The following is a 20,818-nucleotide window of genomic DNA, read 5'->3' on the forward strand; positions in this document are numbered from 1 at the left end:
AACTATTCAAAAATAATAAATTCTCTACTTTTTTTTCTTTTTTTCAATATCTTGCTCAAGAGAACGTAATACGTGAAGAGTTCTTCTATAAACCAAGATTGCTGTTCCTACAATAGAAAAGAAAAGGCTCAAAAGAAAGAATATAGGAGAAGTTTTAAATAAAAAATCTATATATTTTCCCACCATTACTCCCAAGATTAAAGGAATAACGATAATATATCCTAACTCCCAAGCAAAATTCAAAGCACTCCAAGGTGTGTCTTCTTTTTTCTTCAAAGAAATCATAAAAAAAACAAAAAGAGCTTTTAAAAACCCTCTTTTATTTTCCTCTTCTCAAGAAAAAAGTCAAGAGCTTAGAAAATTAACAATGAGATGCACTATTCCTCTCAAATATTATAAAAATTCACCCCCTCTATTGGCCTATAAAAACCTCAAATATTTTCATTTCCTCTACCCATAAAGCAAGAAATAAGAAATTTAAATTTTATTCTCTTAAAAAATGTTCTGCATCAAAAACAAACTATTAAAAAACATTCTTCCCTAAAGGTTATCAGCAATCAATCCCCCTTCTCGTCAGAGTAAAGAAATTTTTATTACAAATTTCAATTTCCTCAAGTATAAAATAACAATATTAAAAAAATCGAAAAATATGAGATATACACTTCAATACAAAAATATTCACAGACGCTTAACGACGAACTCTTATTTGGCAACTATCAAATTCATTTTTACAATAGTATGTAATAGTTCCTGAAACATCTGTGCGCACTATTCGGACATCTCGTTCTTCCAATCGTTTTAGTATATCACTATCAGGATGACCATATTTATTATCATTCCCAACAGAAATTATAGCGTCTATTGGATGAATTTTTTCCAAAAAATTTTCTGTTGTAGAAGATTTTGATCCATGGTGCGCTACCTTCAGAACGTCCACATTTGAGACATCAAGGAAAGACTCTTGCTCTCCTGGAAGATCCCCCGTAAAAAGAAATGATTGTGCCCCATATTCCAAAAAAAGAACAAGACTGGCTTTATTAATATCCTTTTCGGCTTCTTTAATTTTTCCAGAAGGATGTAAAATATTCACAACAGCCCCATTAGGAAAGACAAAACGATCTCCCCAAGAAAAAACTTTTCTTGGGGTAGTATATGTTTCGAGATTCGTTCTCCATGCCCTATAGACAGCAGTATCTTTCTCTGTGTTCGTCTCTCCCACAAGACCTATCTCATACACAGGCATAAGTTCAGAAAAACCTCCTATGTGATCCGCATCCGGATGAGTCGCTATCACCATCTCAATATGTCTGTCATTGTATGGCATTTCTTGACGCAATCGATCAAGAAGAATTTTTGGATTCGGTCCTCCATCAATAAGTACTTGTATATTTCCTGAAGAAAGTAAAATAGCGTCTCCCTGACCAACATCTAAAAAAGAAACTTTTATACCAGAAGAGTCTTTCCAAGTGCTCTGAAAAATATGCCAGCCAAAAACAAACGTCATTCCTCCCAAAATAAATAGAATCCAAAAAAGGATCGTGCTATTTTTCACCAGCCTCATAAAGCTCACATTGTAAATATTTTTTCCTTCGATTTTTCACATAATACCAAAAAAGTACAAAAAGGATAGCCCCATAATACATATATGAAAAATCCATCGAGAAAGATGAGATAGAAAAAAACGAAAAAGAAGAGATACTATCTATAACAAAAAGATTATAAGAAAGAATCAAAGAAGCCCCCAAACCAAAAAGTTTCGCAAGAAAAAAAGAAAAAGAACTTACTACAAGAGCAAAAAAGAGAAAAAACATAACCAATGGTATATTCCAAAGAATAAGAATATTAGCAAACAAAGAAAGAAAAGAGAAAGAGCCAAATGTTCCTAGTATAAGTGGGAGAACAAATAATTGTGCGGCCAACGTAGTCAAAAAAATTTCAATGAAAATTTCCACTATCCAGGGAAATTTTTGCTTGTTCCATTTAGTTACTATTATAGGAACGCCCAAAAGAATTCCTGCCGTTGCTAATACGGACAATTGAAAACCAACATCGTATCGAAGAATAAACGGATTATCAAAAACCATCATCGCACTTGCCAAGAGAAGAGCTCTCGTACCAGAACCTATTACACCACCTCGCACAGCAAAGAGAACGAGAATACCCATAATGCCGGCACGAACTCCAGAAGCTGGAAATCCTATAAGAGCAAGAAAGAAAAAAATACCAAGGACGCCAATCCACCAAGAATGTTGTCGACGAATACCTATGGCAATAGCAATAAGAGAAAAATATTGAACCAAAAGGGTAACATTATACCCCGAAACCGCTACGATATGAGTCATAGAAGTATTATTAAATTTTTCCTCCCATTCTTTGCTAAATCGAGAGGTCCCTCCAAAAAGTAATCCCGAGCCAAGAGCGCTTTCTGGGAAAGGAAGGATTTTTTCTAATCGACTTTCCCAATCAGATCGCATATCCGCTAATCGCGATTGCCAAGTAATCGTTCTTTCTCCAGTTTTTCGAGGATTATAATCATAGCAAAAAAGAACTGGCCCACGAGAAGCAAATATTCTTTTCCAATCCATTTGAGTTTCCTTGTCATATTCAGGAATTTCCCAATTGCATGAAACATAAACATGTTCTCCCTGCTGATAATTTTCCCATAATTGAGTACGTAAGAAGGCCTCCTCTTAAAAACAATCTCCCCTATCACAATACTGAAAAACAAAAGGAACTCTTTGCGTTGAATTTTCTTTCACAGATGATCCAGAAATGACAACTTCTTGAGAAAAAGCTGTTCCAGAAATACCTTCAATGAAAGAAAAATCTGTCTTTTTTGAAAAGATTAATAAGAAAAAAGGAAGAGAAAGAAAAAAAATAACATAAGGGTATATATGCCTATTTTCATAGAATCCTCCAAGAAGAGCCATTCCTAATCCGAAACTCAAAAAAAAGATAATCCAAGAAAATTTAAAAAAAAGAATACTTATTGCACCAACAAGAAGGGCTATCGAAAAAGAAACCAAACCGTCAGATACAAAAAGAATCTTCTTTTGTTCAAAAGAGAGCATGTGCTAAATAGATAAAAAATTTTCCTTCCCCTATGAAAGAAAAGTAGTTTCTTTTATAAAAAAATGCAAAAAATAGCCACATCGATATAAACAACAATGACCATCTCCCTCACTATTTTTTCGAAAAAAAGAAAGTCTTATAAAAAATTATCTTTTTATAGAACCTTGCTTATGAAAATATCCAAATAAAAAAATCCTAAAAATTTCAACGTCGAATCTCAATCAAACCGAAATGATCTTGTATGTTTTTTTGGATACGATCAAGATTTACAAATGTATCAGCTGCAATTTGTAAGTCTTTACATAAAATCTTTCCTTGTCGAAACTCTTGCAAATAATAAGCACTCGCGCCATCTATCCATTCTGCAATACGAAAAAAATCTTCTTCTTCGTGAATCCCAGGAACAACCGTAGTTCGAAATTCATATTCTTTCGCTCGTTTCATAAGAAGAGAAACGCTTCTTTTTATATCATCAAGAGGAACACTTACACCAGTTGCGAGTGAATATTTTTCTGGCATATGTTTAATATCCATAGCCCAATAATCAACAACATTCTCATTGAGAATTTTCTCCACAATATCTGGAAAAAAGCCATTCGTATCGAGTTTAATCAAAAATCCCAAAGATCGTATACGAGAAATTGTTTCCAAAAGATCTTTCTGAAGTGTGGGCTCTCCTCCTGTAATACAAACAGCATCAAGTTTTCCTTTTCGTTTTTCAAGGAAATCAAAGAATTCTTCTTCACGATTTTTTTTGAATAATTCCAGAGAAATACTATCTGTCACCTCAACTAATTCAGGATTATGACAAAAAGGACATCGAAAAACGCATCCAGGAGTAAAAACAACTGTGGCCATTTTTCCAGGATAATCAAGAAGGGTAAATTTTTCAAAGCCTGCTATATGCATATATCTCTTTTTCTAAAATTGACAAATTTAGTTTTTTGTGTTATATATAATCCGCTCTTATGCCCTTTAACATCTGCTCCCTATCCCCTAGAGGAATTACTTCCATGACCACTAATCACGAAGATTTTTCTGACTCCGGCGAAGATGAGATGAAAATTAAACCCCGCAGATCTTTAGTTGGTTATATGGCCAAATTGATCTCCTTCTTCTTAGGTTTTTTTCTGGTAGGTTTTTTGGTTTATAATCTCCTTCAAGGAGGAAATAACCCCCTCACATTACTTCAAGAAAAATTCTCGCGAAAAGAGTTCTCCTGTTCTTTCTTTCTCAGCACATGGGATACGATCAATTTTAAGGATGATTCTCTCGGGATTGTAAAGTATCGAAGGCATGCAGCCTTTCCTTTTAGTCTTTTCGAGGGTCAGAAGCTCGAAGTAATCTTCATAGACACTTCAGGAAAAGTATCTGAAAAAACCTTTGATACAAAATCAAGTAGTTTTTGCACTTCCATAAGAGAAGTCCAATCCTTCGGGGAAAAAGAAACGCTGTCTAAATGGACAAAAAATATGGAAAGGTCAAGGAAACTTATTGATAAACAAGGAGCGTTGTAATAGGTTTCGTATCAAAAGGGGAAAAACATTTCCCCTTTTTTTCTTTTTAAAGAATTCGGAGCTAAACTAACAAGAACAAGCGTATTCTTTCCTATCATTATATTCAGCTTGCTTTCCTTTATTCCATTGAGAAACAGGGCGGATATATCCCACAACACGAGAATATACTTCTGTTGTGCGATAATTACGAAGCATTGAATCTTTTTTAAAACATTGTACGCATTTATAATATGAGCATTTTTGAGCTTCATATTCCATGTATTTCTCTCCCTCAGAAATTATCTCCTCGCAGTCATGACATGTTATTTTTTCCATATTCGCTTTTTTTTGAATATTGATAATCTTTTTTTAAATCATCAATACTCTTATTTTATTATTTTATGTATTATTTTCCTTTTTCTTCACTTGTAACTTTTCACTTACTCCAGAAACGACACAAAACGGACAAATAGGAACTTCTCCTGACAAATATCCATGTTCGGGACAAATACTAAACGTCGGTGTGATAGAGAAATAAGGAAGATGATAATGATGGGAAATTTTCTTTACAAGATCTCGTACCTGAGTTCCTTTAGAAAGTCGTTCTCCAAGAAATCCATGAAGGACAGTTCCTCCTGTGTATTTTGTTTGCAAATTATCCTGAAGATCCAATGCCTCAAAGATATCTTGTGTGTGTCCAACGGGAAGTTGAGATGAATTTGTATAGTATGGTTCTGCCTTATGTTTTCGAACATCCTCATCATTAGCAAAAATAATAGTATCAAATTTTGCCTTATCCTTGAGGGCTAATCTGTACGACGTTCCTTCTGCAGGAGTTGCCTCAAGATTATACATATTTCCCGTTTCTTTTTGATAGTTTATTATGCGATCTCTCATATGTTCAAGAACTTCCTGAGCAAGAAAATTTCCTTTTTCTGTTGTAATAGGTTCCCCCACAAGATTAAGAAGTGCTTCATTCATTCCCACAATTCCTATAGTAGAAAAGTGATTACTCCAATAAAGAGAAAATCGCTTATAAATATTTCTCAAATAAAACTTTGTGTAAGGATAAAGACCTTTTTTCGTAAGATGCTCAACAGCATTTCTTTTAATCTCCAAACTTTCTTTAGCAAGGTCCATAAGATGATCTAATTTCTCATAAAAATCGCTCATATCTTGAGAAATATAACCCAAACGAGGAAGATTTATCGTTACAACACCAATAGATCCTGTAAGAGGATTCGCTCCAAAAAGACCACCTCCACGCTTTCTTAACTCCTTGTTATTCAACCGCAATCTACAACACATACTTCGTGCATCATCCGGACTCATATCAGAGTTTACAAAGTTTGCAAAATAAGGAATGCCATATTTTGCTGTCATTTCCCAAATAGGATCAAATCGTTTATCCTCCCAAGGAAAATTCTTCGTTATATTATATGTCGGGATAGGAAAGGTAAATATTCTTCCAGAAGAATCTCCCTCACACATAACCTCGGCGAAAGCTCTGTTTATCATATCCATTTCTTTCTGAAACTCACCATACTTTTCTTTTTGAGGAACACCCCCTATAACCACAGATTCGTCGCGGAGAGTGCTTGGAGGAGTCATATCAAGAGTGATGTTCGAAAACGGAGTCTGGAAACCTACACGAGTAGAAACGTTCATGTTAAAAACGAATGACTGCATTTCCTGTTTCACTTGTTTATAAGAAAGGTTATCATATCGAACAAACGGAGCTAAAAGAGTATCGAAATTTGAAAAAGCTTCTGCCCCAGCTGCTTCACCTTGTAATGTGTAAATGAAATTAACTATTTGTCCAAGAGCAACGCTAAAATGTTTTGCTGGAGAACATGAAACTTTCCCATCAACACCAGTAAATCCTTCATGTAAGAGATCTTGTAAATCCCAACCACAACAATATGCTGATATTGCCTGAAGATCATGAATATGAAAATCACCTTCTTCATGTGCATTACGAATTTCTTCTGGATAAATTCTACTCATCCAATACTTTGCACTTACAGCACTAGAAATATAATTATTAAGACCCTGCAATGAATACGCCATATTGGCATTTTCTTTCGTTTTCCAATCTAATTCACCCAAATAATCATCCACAAGGCGAATAGCGTCCTGCAAAGAGTTTCTCGCTTCCCGTGCTTGTCGTCTTTTTTCTCGATAGAGAATATAAGCCTTGGCCGTTTCTTCAAAATCCAAAACCATCAATACCTTTTCTACAGTATCTTGAACACTTTCAATATTTGGAATATATTCCTTATCTGAATTTTTTTTAAATTTTAAAGCCTCTTTTTCCAAAAGCGCAACTACCTTTTTGGCAACCTTCTTTGCTTCTTTTGTTGTTCCCTCTCCTGTAACGAGAAGAGCTTTTTCCACAGCGATCACAATTTTTTTAGGTTGAAAAGCTGCTTTTCTCCCACTCCTCTTTATAATACGAAGTAAAGTAGAACTTTCTAGAGAGCTATTTTTTTCCTCTTCTTTTTTTGGGATGGCTATTGTATTCATACAGTCTTTTCTTTTCTTAATCCTATCTTTTTTTCTTCTTCAAGTTTATCCAGCTCTTTACGAAAATTTCCTACACTTTTGAACGATTTATATACACTTGCAAACCTCATATACGCAACATCATCAATATCCCGAAGCTTTTTTAAAATAAGCTTTCCAATGTCTCTACTTTTTATTATTTCATTATGTCTCGAATGAATACCGTATTCTATATCTCCAAGAAATTTTTCTATCTGCTCAAGTGTTACGGGCCTCTTTTCAAAGGCTTTTTCTAATCCTTTCCGAATTTTTTCTCGATCATATTCCTGCTCTTCCCCCGATCGCTTTACTACAGTAATTTTTAGCACTTCAACTTCTTCATATGTGGTAAAACGTCGTCCGCATTTTTCACATTCCCTTCTTCTTCGAATAGCACGCCCCTCATGCACATCGCGGGAATCAATAACTTTAACGCTTGTATTCTGACAAAAAGGACATATCATAAAAAGTCTTTACATTTTCTAGATATTGTGTAGCTATCTTTACTTTCTACACAATATATTGTGGTTTTTTACATAATAATGAGTATACTCGAAATTATTTGCTTAAGCAAATTCGCGAGTATGAAAGAAAAAAAATGATTTATCCACCGAAAAGGAAGAGGTGCCTATTTCAATAATTCACTTAAAAAAATAATTCCATACAAAAACCCCTTTACATATATTTATCTAAAGGGGTTTTTCTTGATGAGAGAAATAACGTTCCTGAAAAAGTTATCTTTGAGGGAGTATTTCTACTGTTATTTGATCTCCCAATCTACAAGCATTCATGAGGAGTCGTATTGAGGAATGTGTTTTTGGCTTTCTCAATTCCTCTTCATATTGCTCTGCAAATCTCAAGAAAACGCACTCCCAATCCAAATCACGAAGACATCGAGCGACAATTCTCCGCATTCCATCTTTATTGGGCAAGGGTTCTCCCGAGAGATAAAGCTCTGAAGGACTTCTCAACAAGCCCATGAGCTCGGCGATAATAAGAATTGATCCTGATTGATTTTCAGGATCTAGACGATAGGGCCCAACCTTTACAATAAGTCTATCAAGATAATCCTCTCCGATTATTTGTTTGGCTTCACGCATCCGTCTAAGATTTCCCCTATCAAATACTGGGGTTTGAGAGAGATTTTTTTGTATCATTTTTCACCTCAAAGAACTAAAAAAATCGGATACTTTCCGACACAAAAACCCTATCATATCCCCAGAAAAAATCAAGGGGTACGTATATATTAATTTCGCCTATTGCTTTATTTTTTCAAAAATTTTTTCTTTATTCAAGCGAGGGAAGATCAGAAACTTCTTTTAGTTCCTGTGAAAGAATTTTATCCCCTTTTCCAAAATAAAATTTTCCTTGAAATTTTTTGTTTTCGAGAAATAATGGAAACCAATATTCATCATCTGCCCACATATCTTTATAAGGTATATTTTCAAAATTAAACCATTTTGGTTTCATCTCATCCGTTTCCTCAGGAAATCCCACAAAACTATCCACACAAAATATATGCACTACCATAATTTCATCAGGACGAGATTCAAAAATGAATTCATGCACGCCTCTGTATTCCATATTTTCAACACCTACGCCACATTCTTCAAACATTTCACGACGAGCCGCCTCAGGAATTGTTTCTCCCGCCTCAACTTTTCCACCAAATCCATTCCACCGTCCCATACCAAAACCCCTCTTTTTCATACCAAGAAGAATTTTTCCTTCTTTAGTAGCAAGACAAAGAGTAAAAAGTCTTTTCTTCATAGATTCTGCGATTATTTCCAATTAAGTTCTTGGTATATATCCATCGGATATGAAGATATAAAATCAAGAAGAAACGGTACTGAAAAAGCAATTGCGATAATAGGAAGAACAAAAAGAATAAGACTTATAATAAAACGGGTCATGAGATGCTTTCGTACTTTATGTACTTCTTGCTCGATGATATCAATCTTTTTTTCTATAGCATCAAGTTTTTGTGTAAGTTCTTCTTCATTCATACAAAATAATTATTTATTTATTTTTCAAAACATTTCTTATACTCTCTCATACATTCGCGAAAAAATATATACTTTTTTTGAACTAAATATTAAAATTTTAAGACCCAAAAAATTTCCTATACTTCCTAACGAGCCCGCGAGCGAAAGTTTACTTTCATTTGAGGTGAACGACGGGATTTCAAACTACGTCACGCACCGTGACAGCGTTTATATTTTTTTCCACTTCCACATGGACAAGGTTCATTTCTTCCTACTTGCTGCCTAGCTCGTATAGGCTGAGATTTTGATTCTTCTCCTCCGCTAGAATTCATCTTTGTTGTATCAAAACCTCCGAATTGCTTCACTTGTTCTGATGGTCCACTTAGTTTTACATTCTGAAGAGATATCCCTCCGCCAAAAACAGCCGGAGCAGATTCGAGACGAAATACCGAGGAAAGAACTGACCCTCGCACACTTTCCATAAGACCCGAAAAAAGATGGAATGCTTCTTTTTTATATTCAATAAGAGGATCTCTCTGTCCATACCCCCGAAGCCCAATACCCTGACGCATATATTCCATCTCATCTAAATGATTCATCCAAAGCATATCAATAGTTCGAAGATAAAGTGCTTTCGCAACTCGAGAAACATTTTCAGCGCCAAGCTCTGCTTCTTTCTTATTAAAAGCCAGCTTTGCTAAACCAAAGGCATGCTCACAAAGTTTTGTTCTTTTCTGATGCGATTCCAAAGAACGATCATCTCGTATTCGTTCAAGCTCTTTAATAACACTCTTATCCACTTTAAACATATCTGAAAGATTTTCTTGTATCCGAGCTACTTCCCATTCCATATCTTCTCCTACACATATATGAGAAAATTGCATTTCAATATGGTCATTAAGAGATGTAAGAAGAATTGATTTTATATCTCCTGTTTGAAGAATCTCCATCCTCTTTCTATATACAACTTCTCGTTGCTTGTTCATAACATCGTCATATTCCCAAACATGCTTTCTGATATCAAAATTAAATCCTTCAATTTTCTTCTGAGCACTTTCTATAGTTCGAGAAATCATTGCATTTTGAATAGGATCATTCTCAGGAAGCCCAAGAGTTGTCATAAGACTTTTAAGTTTATCTCCACCGAAACGACGCATAAGTTCATCTTCCAAAGAAACAAAAAATTGAGAGACTCCCGGATCTCCCTGTCGTCCAGCACGCCCTCGAAGCTGATTATCAATTCGTCGAGCCTCATGCCGTTCACTTCCAAGAATAAACAAACCGCCTAAAGCAGAAACACCTTCTTCAAGTTTAATATCAGTTCCTCGACCCGCCATATTTGTAGCGATTGTAACCGCACCCTTTCGTCCCGCTTGCGAAATAATTTCAGCTTCTTTCTCATGTTGTTTAGCATTAAGGACTTGATGTTTAATTCCTTTCTTTCGCAAAAGCTCACTCAAATATTCTGATTTCTCTATAGCAATCGTTCCCACAAGAATTGGCTGTCCTTTAGCGTAAACTTCTCTAATTTTTTCAACAATAGCCAAAAATTTAACTTTTTCAGTTTTATAAATAACATCGGGGAAATCTTTTCGAATCATTTGTTTATTGGTCGGGATCTCCACAACATCAAGCTCATACACTTTTGCGAATTCTTCTGCACTTGTCATAGCTGTTCCGGTCATTCCGGCAAGCTTTTCATACATTCTAAAAAAATTCTGAAAAGTGATAGTAGCTAAAGTTCTTGATTCTCGTTGTACAGAAACACCTTCTTTAGCTTCAAGAGCCTGATGTAATCCTTCGCTATAGCGACGCCCTGGCATAAGTCGTCCGGTAAAATCATCAACAATCATAACTTCCTCATCTTTCACCACATAATCTTTATCTCTTATAAAAATAGCGTGAGCCTTGAGCGCTTGTTCCAATTGATGAATAAGACGAATATTAGTTGGATCGTAAAGATTAGAAACACCAAGAATCTTTTCTACCCGAGAAATACCATCATCCGTTATAGCAACTGATCGAGATTTTTCATCCAAGGTATAATCTGTATTTTCTTTTAAACCTGAAGCAATTTGAGCAAATTTGGCATACATATCGACAGATCCCGAATCTGGTGCACTTATAATAAGTGGCGTTCTTGCCTCATCAATAAGAATAGAATCAACTTCATCTACAATAGCATAATGAAAAGGTCTTTGAGCGATATCCTCAAGACTTTGCGCCATATTGTCTCGTAAATAATCAAAACCGAACTCATTATTTGTTCCATACGTAATATCAGCCGCATATGCTTCTTTTCTGGTAATAGGTCGAAGGTTTTCTTTTTCTATACTTACTTCATTAGTATCAATTTTCTTTGGTTCATAAAGAAATGATGCGTTGTGCATAATACACGCCGTAGAAAGTCCCAAAAAATCATAGACCATACCCATCCAATTGCAGTCACGACGAGCTAAATAATCATTAACCGTCACCACATGAACTCCTTTTCCTGAAAGAGCATTAAGATATACTGCCAATGTAGAGGTAAGTGTTTTACCCTCTCCCGTTTTCATTTCTGCAATTTTTCCTCGATGTAAAATAATTCCTCCCATAATCTGAGCATCGAAATGTCGTTGTCCGAGAACCCTCTTTGCACCTTCTCGAACTACAGCAAAAGCCTCTGGTAAAATTTCATCCATCGTTTCTTTATTTTTCAATCGATCACGAAATTCCCGTGTTTTCAAACGAAGTTCTTCATCGGAAAGTATTTTTATATCAGCCTCCAAGATAGCAACTTTTTCTACGATAACCTGCATTTTTCGAATTTCTCTTTCATTAGAACCAAAAATTTTTGAAAAGAAACTAATCATATGTATTTTTCTAAAGAAATAAAGCCTCTTCATACTAGCAATGAAAGTTTAAAAGGTAAACTTGACAAAATATGTTCGTTGTATTATTTTCCCTTCGTCGCTTCAAAACATTGTCGTGGCAGAAAAGTTCTTTTAATCTTACCAATTGTAGCAGGTGTATCATGAGTTTAAACATCATATCAATGATTGTAATTTCCCTTTTCTATACTTTCTTAGGATTTGCTTTTGGATCACTTTTCAATCATATTGGAGGGAGTGATTCCATCTATACAGTAATCCTCTTCACTCTTTCCTTTGGGTATATTCCCATAAAATGGGATGTGTCTCTCAACGAAAAAAGCAATACAAAATTCTCAGAATTCGTGTTGTCCGGAATAGTGACTGTTCTCGCTCTTCTCCCTCTCTTTCCTGAAATCACAAAAGAAGAATATCCTCTTTTTTCAATGTTTCAGGGAGTGCTTCTCCTATTGGATGCCTTTGTTATCTTTTTTCTCTCCTTGGCTACTCTAAAGGAAGCGGACAGTGATATAGAATCTCTTTCCTAATTAGTCTTTGTTAAAACAAACCAACTTTCAACATGAAGTCGATTTTTTTTCTTTCTTATAAAATTCGAAAGTACTTTCGGAGTCAAAACCTTGCATCTTTATCAATTACCATTTTCTTCTTTATTGATCGAGCACCTCTTTTTTTGAGAACAGCTTCTCGTTCTTTCACTTCACGAATCTGTCTTTTTAAATCTTCTTGCCCCAAATCCATAGCATTTTCTATAGTATCGGAAATATTTTCTGATCGAAAGGTATTTTTGGGTGTTTTTAACATTATCTCAACTCGATATTCCCCTCTCTTATCCTTTTCAATTTCAACATCAGCAATTATTAATTCTCTTATTTGCGCGTCTACAAAAACACGCTCAACCACTTCAAGCTTTTTTTCTATATACATTCGAGTTCTAGCACTTACATCTACTCCTTCGAAAAGATATTGTACATTCATATGTTTTTTATTATAGCGACTAAAACAAATTAAAATCCAACAAATTCAACTTCCTGCACAAGTTCTACACCAAAATTATCACGAACTTGTTGCTTTATATAACTCATCAACATTATAATCTCATCCGATGTAGCTCTCCCAACATTAAGAATATAATTGGGGTGTGTTTCACTCACCATAGCATCACCAATACGTTTCCCTCGAAGACCAACTTTATCAATTAACCAACCTGCAGGAACTTTATTCTCACGACAAGGGGATGCGACTTCTTTTTCAAATTCCAATCGAAGCTCTTTATTCTCTACTATTGGATTAACAAAAAATGATCCCGCGCACATCGCTGATTGATCTTGTCTAGAATTTCGTTTTTCTTCAACATCTTTCATAACTTTTTCTAATTCATCAGTATCGCCCTGTTTCAATAAAAATGTCGCGTGTGTAATAATTTTATCTCCTCTTTCTTTAAATACACTTGTTCGATACGAAAAATGACATTCCTTAGAAGAGATTTTTTGGATCTCTAAGTTTCTTTTATCAATAAACTCAACTTGAGATACTACATTTTTCATTTCTACTCCAAATGCTCCTGCATTCCCCCTCACAGCTCCACCAACAGAACCTGGAATACCATAAAGATTTTCCATCCCTGCTAAAGAATTTTTTTGAGCCATTATGGCCACATCTTTGAGAGAAGTCCCTGAAAAAGCTTTTATTTCAAAATTATTTATTATAGGATCAATATTTTCCAAATGAATAACTAGACCATCAAATCCTTTGTCTGATATCAATACATTACTTCCCCCACCAAGAAAAAAAATGGGTATATTTTTTTCTCTACTCCAAAAAAGTATTTCTTGAATTTCTTTTGTATTCGAAACACACGCAAACCACTTTGCCGGCCCACCTATTTTAAACGTGGTATATGGTGCAAGTCGTATATTTTCTTGAATTTTCATAGCCATGTATTTACTTTAGCACGAACAATCTCTCCTGAAAATATACTAAAATTATGCTCTCCCGAAAGAATTTGAGCATAGATTACAAATACAGGAATATCTTTCACAAAAAGTTTCATTTTTGGTGGACGAACAGCAACAACAAGTCCATATTTTTTTTCAAAAAAGTCCTTTATAGCAGGCCTATTTGTATAAGGAGATGAAAACATGAATGGTCTAAAAAAATTTTCTGACGATGAAAAATATTTTTTGTGATTTTCATGCAATATAACATAGGCACTTGCTTCTTTTGAAGGAAAATTTTCTTTTTTTTGTAATGATTTTTCTTCCATTAAGCCATTTTGAAGAAAATAAGTACAATGTCTTTTAAGAGAACAAGGCTCGCATTTTGGACTTTTCACACATACAAGTGAGCCAAAATCCATAACCGCCGAATTTATATCTTTAAAAGAAAAATTTTTATTTTTAGATAAAGAAAGTATTTCAAAAATCTTTCTCTCAAAATCTTTTGCCAACAATTTTCCATCTTTTGAACCCAGAAAAAATCTCCCGAAAACCTTAGAAAAATTTGTATCCCATGCAAGAACTTTTTCATCATTCGAAAAACTCGCAATAGCTCTCGCCGTATAGGCACCCACACCAGGAAGTTTTTCAAGCTCATTCAGATCAAGAGGAAAATTCCCATCATGCTGGGAAATAATTTTTTTTGCAGTATGGAGCATATTGCGACCACGGCGATAATAGCCAAGTCCTTGATAATAAGGTAAAAAATCTTCCCATGAAGTTTTCTCTAATATATCGAGAGTAGGAAATTTTTCAAGAAACCTTTTATAGTATACTTCTACACGAGAAACTTGCGTTTGTTGAAGCATAATTTCCGAAACCCACACCTCATAAGGTGAAATATTTGATCGTCTCCAAGGAAGATCTCTTTTGTTTTTTTCATAAAACGAAATAAGTTCTTTCACAAAGAAAGAAAGTATCTTTCTTTGTGAAAATTTTTCTCTATCTTGTTTCTTTTCGATTTTCAATACGATCTTTTCCGACATACTCTTGTAATACTTTCGGGATCAAAATGCTTCCGTCTTTTTGTTGATTATTTTCCAAAATAGCAATAAGAGGTCTTTCTGAAAAAGCAGTAGCATCATTCATATGAACGAACTCTAATGTTCCATCTAACCGCCTTACACGAGTATTTAAACGCCTTGCTTGAAAATCTCCAATAAGGTCTGAAGTGTGCGTTTCGCGATATGTATTCTGCCCCGGCATCCATGCTTCTATATCAATTTGCCTATAATCTGGCTTTCCCATATCTCCTGTACAAACAGCCAAAACTTGATAAGGAATTTCTAACGCTTTCATGAGATATTCTTGAATAGCCACGATAAAATCTTGTTCCACACGAGAAAATTCAGGAAGGGTAAATGTTTCCATCTCAAGTTTATTAAATTGATGCAGTCTTAAGATTCCTTTCATATCCTTTCCATATGATCCAGCTTCTCGACGAAATGCTCCAGAAAAGCCGACCATGCGAATCGGAAAATTCTTTTCATTAAGAATTTCATCAGCATACATCGCGCCAAGTGTATGTTCTGCGCTTCCAATAAGAGTAAGATTATCTCGATCAAGCATATACATTTCCTCTGGATCGAGTCGCCCCATACGCTTATGCATTTCAGGGCGAATCATCATCGGCGGAAATACTGGAATAAAAGGTTGAGTAGAAACATCTATATTATTTTCTTGTGCTATTTTTTTGAGAATATCTTCATTGGTGAGAGTGCGAAATGCGAACATCATCATTGCCCATTCAAGCATAACTAAATCACCCTTAAGATACACGAATCGAGAGCCACTCACCTTTACAGCTCGATTACTATCAATAAGATCCAATTCTTCTCCCAACACAAAATGCTCTTTAGGCTCAAAATCAAAGGATGGTTTTTTTCCAATCTTTCGTAAAACAACATTGCCACTTTCATCTTTTGCTATAGGAGTATCCTCGCTAGGAATATTAGGCAAAAGATACATATATTCAAAAAATTGTTCGTCAAGAAGCTTAAGCTCAGGTTCTTTTTTCTCTAATTCTTCTTTAATTCTTCTTCCTTCTTCAATAGCCCTCATTCGATATTCTTGGTCCGTTGTCTTCTTAATATTTTCATTTATCTCATTCTTTTTTGATCGAAGAAGTTCTACCTCAGCCATTAAAACTCGTCTTTTTTCATCCCTATCCAAAAGTTTATCCACATCAACCGTAATGTTCTTATTTTTAACCGCCGCCCGAACAATATCGGGATTATTTCGGACAAATTGAATATCAAGCATAAAAATATATTATTTATTTTCCCATTTTTAAAAATTTTATCTCAAAACCTATTTCCAGGCATCTCATTCCATTTCTATAGTATCAAAAATACATTCTCAAAATTTTCAACATCCATTCTCAACTGATTCAAAAAGTAAAAGTATATTTTCTTTTTTTACTTGAGAATAAAGAAAAGTATATCCTCATTTTTTGCTTTTAGCAAACATATATATCCTAACCAAAGAAATAAACTCAAAAAATTTTATTCATTCCTTTCGTTTACTCTATCGCAAAAATTAACTCACGAAAATGAGAAATAATCATTTCTGGATTACCTTTTTCTAAAGTCTCTCTCAGATGAAACCCAAAATCAACAGCTATTGTCTTGAGGCCAAATTCATTTGCTTCCAGAATATCTCCCAGGGTATCTGTTACAAAAATACTTTCATTTTTTTCTAAAAAATATTTTTTAAACACATATTCAAATTTTTTTATTTTTGAATAAGCAAATTTACTTCCCAAGATCTCCAAAAAAATATCTCTCACCCCATTATTTTCAAGATACTGACAAATAACATGTTCATCCCCCGAGCTGATAACGAATAATTTTTTCTTTTTTGATAATTCAGTAAGAGTTTCAAATATTGTTTTTTCCATTGTAAGATTTTCAAAACATTCACGAACATAGTCTCTATATTTTAACCAATCTATTTTCTTAAGAGCTTCTATATCATGACTATAAAAATTACCATTATGCATACTTCGATATTCTTCTTCCGAAATAGGATAACCCGTAAATTCTCTCAATTTTTCCAAATGCAAATTAAAGGTATTATAAAGAACTCCATCAAAATCAAAAAGGATAGTTTTCATTGTCATGCTTATATAATTTTCTACTTAAATAATAGGAAGTTCTAGATCTCCATAATTTCCCCTAATTGAGGTATAAATACACGAGAAGTAAGATTTTCTTTTGCAAAAAGGGAAAGTGCGTCCAAAGCATCAGGGTCTCCATGTTGCAAAATAAGATTTTTATGTTCAATATTTCTCATAACCTCATGAAGGGAATCCTTATCTAAATGTGCCGAAAAATTAAATTTTCTCATATGACATTGTACGGGAATAGGCATATCATTTTCATCAAAAAAGACATGATCATCATACATTGACCTTCCTTGTGTCCCATTGGTTTGATATCCAGTAAGAAGAATAAAGTTATTCTTTTCTTCTACAAATTCTTTTGCATAAAAAGATGCGGGACCACCCTCTACCATACCAGAAGTCGAAACGATAATAACACCTTTTTCTTGAGCAACACGTTCACGATCTCTTTTGTATACTTTTTTTATGCCACGAGCTATCCGGGTAAGTCGTTCTTTATTCTGGATATAAGGATCCTGGGCATAAAGAACGTGATCGAGAAGCTTTCTTGCCATTCCATCCAAATAAATAGGATTTTTTCCTACAAAATAATCCAATATCATCAATATTTCTTGACTTCTCCCTACTCCAAAAACAGGGATAAGTGCAGAACCACCAAGATTCATACAAGTCTCTATAGAGCGAATAAAGGCTTCTTCAGTAAGTGCTCTTTCAGGATGATTTCTCGTTCCATATGTTCCCTCGACGATAAGTGTATCTACAACAGGACATTCCTGTGCTATTTTCGAAGGAATCATAAGCTGTGTATGCTGTGTATTGAAATCTGCTGTATAGAGAAGTTTTCTCCCTTCGAGTTCGAGAAGAACTGAGGCTCCACCAGGAATATGTCCAGAATTAAGATATCGAAATTTTACCATTCCATCTTTCGTTGTATATTCTTTATCATAATCAACAAATACAATATCCTCTTCAACACGAAGAATGTCCTGAGCATTGAATGTTGGCCTTACTCTTCTAAGTTGCTCCAAATGACGTGTATCTTCCAATAACATCTTCGTTATCTGCCAAGTAAGTTTTGTTGTATAGATAGGAGAACCTAAACGTTTTTTCTCAAAAAAGGCCAAAGCTCCGGAATGATCTAAATGTGCATGTGAGAGAAATACAGCATCTACACCTTGAATATCTTCAAGATATTGAGGGTATTGAATTCCTCCTCCTATAAATTTAACACCTGCATCCAAAAGATACCGTTGTCCTCGACTCTCCACTTCAATACAACTTTTTCCTATTTCTCTCGCTGCCCCATGAAATAAAATTTTCATATATCGTAAAGATAAAAATATATACTATTTTTTAAAAATTTAGTTTTCCAAAGCACACTCATAACAATTCTTCCTTACAAACATCTAGAGTAAACCAGTTTTGCTCTTATACTATCAAAATGTCTTTAAATAACGTTTTTTTACACATACAAAATTTGTTTCATATTTTGTGTTTTCATAAAAAGATTACTTTTCAAATTTTACAAACCAACCATATTGTTCAAAAGCAAATCCGTCATATCCCTTCTTTTTCATTTCATCAATTTCTTCTTTTGAAATATATCGGATATCTTGTATTCCTTCTCTTCTAAATACATCACTGTTATTATAATTATACCCTCGAAAAATCAAAGGATTTTGAAAAGCAATTATTTTCTTCTCTATCTCAGGATGAGCAAGAATTGCCGCTTTTTTAAATTTTCGAAATCTTTGTATAAAAATTTCTGATTGTCTTTCGTATTCTTTGTATCGAGCGATATCTTCCTGTGACGCCTCTTTTCTTTGTATTTTAAAAAATAATTCTTGAGTATTTTCTTCTTCTTTACAAAGAGGATATTCCTCTTTCATTGTACTATATATTTCTTCATATAAATATGTATGTAGATCTTCAGGAAGATACTCTTTATATAGATCTTGTTCATTCGTATAATAGGTTACCAGATGTTTCATATTTCTATCCTTTTCATTTCCCGAAACCCATTCTTTCGAACGATAAACTTTTATGGGTAAATTTTGAGGATTTTTATATTCTTCTCCAGCATGAACGGATGTAAGAAAGAAAAAAGAATCAGCTTCAACTGAAAATTCATCACTATTTTGAGCCGAAAGATCTCTTTCAAAATAAGAATCTTCTTGAGTAAGAATTTTTTCAACATCATTTTCCTCAAGCCTTTTTGTTTTTAAAAGATTTTCCAAAATAGATGGTCTGAAAAAATTTATTTCTTTCATATAATTATTCCTTCGTCATATATATTCCTGCAAGTATTCTCCCCGCTGTTTCACCTTCTCTTTTATAGGAAAAAAATTTCTCCCCAGTGCACACCGTACATTCCTTAGTCATTTCAATATGTTTGGAAAGAATTCCAATATTTTCCAACTGTCCCTTACATGCCTTGGCTATATCCCAATGTGATTCATTTTCTGACAATCCCAAAAAACCACGTTCACGAACTGGATAAACTATACGTTCATCTACTTCAAAACAACAGCCTCGAACAGAAGGACCAATCCATACCTTTATAACATCCCGATTTAATCCGTATGTTTTCACCGCATTTTCTATGGTTTTGCCTGTTATGTTCTGAAGCGTTCCCCGCCAACCCGAATGTATGGCTCCGATAAAGCCAAAATTATCCTCAAAAAAAAGTATAGGCACACAGTCCGCAATCTGTACCACAAGAGCTACATCAAAAATATCAGTAATTATCGCATCAGTATCCAACAACGCATTCTCATGACTTTTTGATCCTCGTCCGATATCTTCTTTTCGAACCAATGTACTTTTTGTTCCATGTATCTGTTTCAAAAAAACAGATCGCTCTAAAGAAATTCCTAAATTTTCAAAAAAACGGTAACGATTCTCTTGTGCTTTTTCCCTTCCTTTTCCAGCATAATATGCCATATTTCCATCTCCTCTTAGAGAAAGAAATTTCTTTACTCTTAGCGTCATATTAAAGATTTTCTTTTCAAATATCGTCCCCGTTCTTCTTGAGGAAATTTTTCAATAGCATATCGAAGCATGGTTCTTGGCATTGCATTGGTATATTTTTCAAGAAAATGTATTAAGATTTCTTTATCACGCTTTCCAACCTCTCGAAGCATCCATCCAACTGCCTTATGAATAAGATCGTGCTTATCCACAAGAAGTTTTTCTGCTATTACTATCGTATCAGAAAAAGAATTCTTCTTAATAAAAGCAAAAGTGGAGAGAATGGCAACTCTTCTTTCCCAAAGATTTTTTGATTGCGCCCAAACATATAAACGATTTTTTTCTTCAGGGTATGTACTCATATATTCCCCAAGAATATAAGGTGCTGTAGTATCCACAAGATCCCAATTATTTACAAAACGTATATGTTTTCTATAAAATTGATAGATTTTTTTTCTCTTTTCCTCGTCTGAAACTTCAAAAAGATATACCAATAAAAATAAGCCTGTTAAGCGATATTCATGGAAAGAACTTTTCAAAAGTTTCTCGATATCTTGAAAACTACATATTCGAAAAAATTTCTTTGCAACTTTTCTTTGTTCTGGAACACGAATGCCCAAAAAACAATCTCCTTCTCCGTATTCACCTTTTTTCGTTTTAAAAAAATTTGAAAGAATACGAATATCATTTTCTGTCCCTGCTAAAGATTGTAATTCTGAGGTTATTCTTTCATATATATCTGAATTTTCCATATTTGCCT

23 protein-coding genes are annotated in these 20,818 nt (G+C 34.3%); 2 read left to right on the top strand and 21 right to left on the bottom strand.

Annotated elements, in window-relative coordinates:
* Nucleotides 1–24: 24 nt before the first annotated feature.
* From IPN70_00290 to IPN70_00310, 5 genes are all read right to left on the bottom strand, one after another.
* Entirely contained in the window at nt 25–285 is a 261-nt protein-coding gene (locus IPN70_00290; protein QQS61361.1) for an AtpZ/AtpI family protein, read from the bottom strand.
* Nucleotides 286–688: 403 nt separating this feature from the next.
* Nucleotides 689–1,504, bottom strand: a complete 816-nt coding sequence (locus IPN70_00295) for an MBL fold metallo-hydrolase (GenBank protein ID QQS61362.1) — start codon at nt 1,502–1,504, stop codon at nt 689–691.
* 37 nt (nt 1,505–1,541) lie between these two features.
* Nucleotides 1,542–2,585, bottom strand: a complete 1,044-nt coding sequence (locus tag IPN70_00300) for a ComEC/Rec2 family competence protein (GenBank protein QQS61363.1) — start codon at nt 2,583–2,585, stop codon at nt 1,542–1,544.
* A 105-nt stretch (nt 2,586–2,690) separates the two neighbouring features.
* Nucleotides 2,691–3,071 carry a hypothetical protein gene (locus IPN70_00305; GenBank protein QQS61364.1) on the bottom strand — a complete coding sequence of 127 codons (381 nt, stop codon included), beginning with the start codon at nt 3,069–3,071 and terminating at the stop codon, nt 2,691–2,693.
* A 205-nt stretch (nt 3,072–3,276) separates the two neighbouring features.
* Nucleotides 3,277–3,981, bottom strand: coding sequence for an anaerobic ribonucleoside-triphosphate reductase activating protein (locus tag IPN70_00310; protein QQS61365.1), 705 nt, complete (start codon nt 3,979–3,981; stop codon nt 3,277–3,279).
* Nucleotides 3,982–4,085: 104 nt separating this feature from the next.
* Here IPN70_00310 and IPN70_00315 point away from each other — a divergent pair, with 104 nt between their 5' ends.
* Nucleotides 4,086–4,589, top strand: coding sequence for a hypothetical protein (locus IPN70_00315; GenBank protein QQS61366.1), 504 nt, complete (start codon nt 4,086–4,088; stop codon nt 4,587–4,589).
* A gap of 66 nt (nt 4,590–4,655) precedes the next feature.
* Here the strand turns inward: IPN70_00315 and IPN70_00320 are convergent, their stop codons facing one another.
* The 7 genes from IPN70_00320 to secA all read right to left on the bottom strand — a co-directional run bounded on the left by IPN70_00320 (nt 4,656) and on the right by secA (nt 11,952).
* Nucleotides 4,656–4,904, bottom strand: coding sequence for a hypothetical protein (locus IPN70_00320; protein QQS61367.1), 249 nt, complete (start codon nt 4,902–4,904; stop codon nt 4,656–4,658).
* Nucleotides 4,905–4,967: 63 nt separating this feature from the next.
* Nucleotides 4,968–7,094, bottom strand: a complete 2,127-nt coding sequence (locus tag IPN70_00325; protein QQS61368.1) for a ribonucleoside triphosphate reductase — start codon at nt 7,092–7,094, stop codon at nt 4,968–4,970.
* On the bottom strand, nt 7,091–7,576 hold the full coding sequence (gene nrdR / locus IPN70_00330) for a transcriptional repressor NrdR (GenBank protein QQS61369.1): 486 nt from the start codon (nt 7,574–7,576) through the stop codon (nt 7,091–7,093). The genes IPN70_00325 and nrdR overlap by 4 nt, the downstream gene beginning before the upstream one ends.
* 270 nt (nt 7,577–7,846) lie before the next feature.
* Entirely contained in the window at nt 7,847–8,269 is a 423-nt protein-coding gene (locus tag IPN70_00335; protein QQS61370.1) for a hypothetical protein, read from the bottom strand.
* Between the two features lie 130 nt (nt 8,270–8,399).
* A complete protein-coding gene (locus IPN70_00340) occupies nt 8,400–8,882 on the bottom strand; it encodes an 8-oxo-dGTP diphosphatase (protein QQS61371.1) in 483 nt (160 codons plus the stop codon).
* Nucleotides 8,883–8,893: 11 nt separating this feature from the next.
* Nucleotides 8,894–9,118: a hypothetical protein gene (locus IPN70_00345; GenBank protein QQS61372.1), complete on the bottom strand. Its 225-nt coding sequence runs from the start codon at nt 9,116–9,118 to the stop codon at nt 8,894–8,896.
* A gap of 188 nt (nt 9,119–9,306) precedes the next feature.
* Nucleotides 9,307–11,952: a preprotein translocase subunit SecA gene (secA, locus tag IPN70_00350; GenBank protein ID QQS61373.1), complete on the bottom strand. Its 2,646-nt coding sequence runs from the start codon at nt 11,950–11,952 to the stop codon at nt 9,307–9,309.
* A gap of 161 nt (nt 11,953–12,113) precedes the next feature.
* Between secA and IPN70_00355 the strand changes: the two genes are divergently transcribed.
* Nucleotides 12,114–12,497, top strand: a complete 384-nt coding sequence (locus IPN70_00355) for a hypothetical protein (GenBank protein QQS61374.1) — start codon at nt 12,114–12,116, stop codon at nt 12,495–12,497.
* An 82-nt stretch (nt 12,498–12,579) separates the two neighbouring features.
* Here the strand turns inward: IPN70_00355 and IPN70_00360 are convergent, their stop codons facing one another.
* From IPN70_00360 to IPN70_00400, 9 genes are all read right to left on the bottom strand, one after another.
* Nucleotides 12,580–12,945 (bottom strand): ribosome-associated translation inhibitor RaiA, encoded by a 366-nt coding sequence (locus tag IPN70_00360; protein ID QQS61375.1) that lies wholly within the window; start codon nt 12,943–12,945, stop codon nt 12,580–12,582.
* 29 nt (nt 12,946–12,974) lie between these two features.
* The gene (gene murB, locus IPN70_00365; protein QQS61376.1) at nt 12,975–13,901 is read right to left on the bottom strand and encodes a UDP-N-acetylmuramate dehydrogenase; all 927 of its coding nucleotides are present in this window, start codon (nt 13,899–13,901) and stop codon (nt 12,975–12,977) included.
* Entirely contained in the window at nt 13,898–14,950 is a 1,053-nt protein-coding gene (locus IPN70_00370; GenBank protein ID QQS61377.1) for an A/G-specific adenine glycosylase, read from the bottom strand. Before IPN70_00370 ends, murB begins: the two co-directional genes overlap by 4 nt.
* Complete coding sequence (serS, locus tag IPN70_00375; GenBank protein QQS61378.1) at nt 14,907–16,226, bottom strand: serine--tRNA ligase; 1,320 nt, start codon at nt 16,224–16,226, stop codon at nt 14,907–14,909. Before serS ends, IPN70_00370 begins: the two co-directional genes overlap by 44 nt.
* Before the next feature lie 259 nt (nt 16,227–16,485).
* Entirely contained in the window at nt 16,486–17,079 is a 594-nt protein-coding gene (locus IPN70_00380) for an HAD family hydrolase (protein QQS61379.1), read from the bottom strand.
* Between the two features lie 41 nt (nt 17,080–17,120).
* The gene (locus IPN70_00385; protein ID QQS61380.1) at nt 17,121–18,410 is read right to left on the bottom strand and encodes an MBL fold metallo-hydrolase; all 1,290 of its coding nucleotides are present in this window, start codon (nt 18,408–18,410) and stop codon (nt 17,121–17,123) included.
* A 186-nt stretch (nt 18,411–18,596) separates the two neighbouring features.
* Nucleotides 18,597–19,358, bottom strand: a complete 762-nt coding sequence (locus IPN70_00390; protein QQS61381.1) for a hypothetical protein — start codon at nt 19,356–19,358, stop codon at nt 18,597–18,599.
* Nucleotides 19,359–19,362: 4 nt separating this feature from the next.
* Nucleotides 19,363–20,079, bottom strand: coding sequence for a peptidoglycan editing factor PgeF (gene pgeF, locus IPN70_00395; protein ID QQS61382.1), 717 nt, complete (start codon nt 20,077–20,079; stop codon nt 19,363–19,365).
* Nucleotides 20,076–20,810 carry a DNA alkylation repair protein gene (locus IPN70_00400; protein ID QQS61383.1) on the bottom strand — a complete coding sequence of 245 codons (735 nt, stop codon included), beginning with the start codon at nt 20,808–20,810 and terminating at the stop codon, nt 20,076–20,078. The genes pgeF and IPN70_00400 overlap by 4 nt, the downstream gene beginning before the upstream one ends.
* Nucleotides 20,811–20,818: the final 8 nt, after the last annotated feature.

Source organism: Candidatus Moraniibacteriota bacterium (assembly GCA_016699795.1).
In the GTDB taxonomy this organism is placed as follows: domain Bacteria; phylum Patescibacteriota; class Minisyncoccia; order Moranbacterales.

Coding starts and splice junctions, on each gene's coding strand:
- IPN70_00315 (QQS61366.1), top strand. CDS start 4,086: ATGACCACTAATCACGAAGATTTTTCTGACTCCGGCGAAGATGAGATG.
- IPN70_00370 (QQS61377.1), bottom strand. CDS start 14,950: ATGTCGGAAAAGATCGTATTGAAAATCGAAAAGAAACAAGATAGAGAA.
- IPN70_00380 (QQS61379.1), bottom strand. CDS start 17,079: ATGAAAACTATCCTTTTTGATTTTGATGGAGTTCTTTATAATACCTTT.
- murB (QQS61376.1), bottom strand. CDS start 13,901: ATGAAAATTCAAGAAAATATACGACTTGCACCATATACCACGTTTAAA.
- IPN70_00320 (QQS61367.1), bottom strand. CDS start 4,904: ATGGAAAAAATAACATGTCATGACTGCGAGGAGATAATTTCTGAGGGA.
- IPN70_00385 (QQS61380.1), bottom strand. CDS start 18,410: ATGAAAATTTTATTTCATGGGGCAGCGAGAGAAATAGGAAAAAGTTGT.
- IPN70_00295 (QQS61362.1), bottom strand. CDS start 1,504: ATGACGTTTGTTTTTGGCTGGCATATTTTTCAGAGCACTTGGAAAGAC.
- IPN70_00300 (QQS61363.1), bottom strand. CDS start 2,585: ATGGATTGGAAAAGAATATTTGCTTCTCGTGGGCCAGTTCTTTTTTGC.
- IPN70_00310 (QQS61365.1), bottom strand. CDS start 3,981: ATGCATATAGCAGGCTTTGAAAAATTTACCCTTCTTGATTATCCTGGA.
- pgeF (QQS61382.1), bottom strand. CDS start 20,079: ATGACGCTAAGAGTAAAGAAATTTCTTTCTCTAAGAGGAGATGGAAAT.
- serS (QQS61378.1), bottom strand. CDS start 16,226: ATGCTTGATATTCAATTTGTCCGAAATAATCCCGATATTGTTCGGGCG.
- secA (QQS61373.1), bottom strand. CDS start 11,952: ATGATTAGTTTCTTTTCAAAAATTTTTGGTTCTAATGAAAGAGAAATT.
- IPN70_00355 (QQS61374.1), top strand. CDS start 12,114: ATGAGTTTAAACATCATATCAATGATTGTAATTTCCCTTTTCTATACT.
- nrdR (QQS61369.1), bottom strand. CDS start 7,576: ATGATATGTCCTTTTTGTCAGAATACAAGCGTTAAAGTTATTGATTCC.
- IPN70_00390 (QQS61381.1), bottom strand. CDS start 19,358: ATGAAAGAAATAAATTTTTTCAGACCATCTATTTTGGAAAATCTTTTA.
- IPN70_00305 (QQS61364.1), bottom strand. CDS start 3,071: ATGCTCTCTTTTGAACAAAAGAAGATTCTTTTTGTATCTGACGGTTTG.
- IPN70_00345 (QQS61372.1), bottom strand. CDS start 9,118: ATGAATGAAGAAGAACTTACACAAAAACTTGATGCTATAGAAAAAAAG.
- IPN70_00335 (QQS61370.1), bottom strand. CDS start 8,269: ATGATACAAAAAAATCTCTCTCAAACCCCAGTATTTGATAGGGGAAAT.
- IPN70_00290 (QQS61361.1), bottom strand. CDS start 285: ATGATTTCTTTGAAGAAAAAAGAAGACACACCTTGGAGTGCTTTGAAT.
- IPN70_00340 (QQS61371.1), bottom strand. CDS start 8,882: ATGAAGAAAAGACTTTTTACTCTTTGTCTTGCTACTAAAGAAGGAAAA.
- IPN70_00325 (QQS61368.1), bottom strand. CDS start 7,094: ATGAATACAATAGCCATCCCAAAAAAAGAAGAGGAAAAAAATAGCTCT.
- IPN70_00360 (QQS61375.1), bottom strand. CDS start 12,945: ATGAATGTACAATATCTTTTCGAAGGAGTAGATGTAAGTGCTAGAACT.
- IPN70_00400 (QQS61383.1), bottom strand. CDS start 20,810: ATGGAAAATTCAGATATATATGAAAGAATAACCTCAGAATTACAATCT.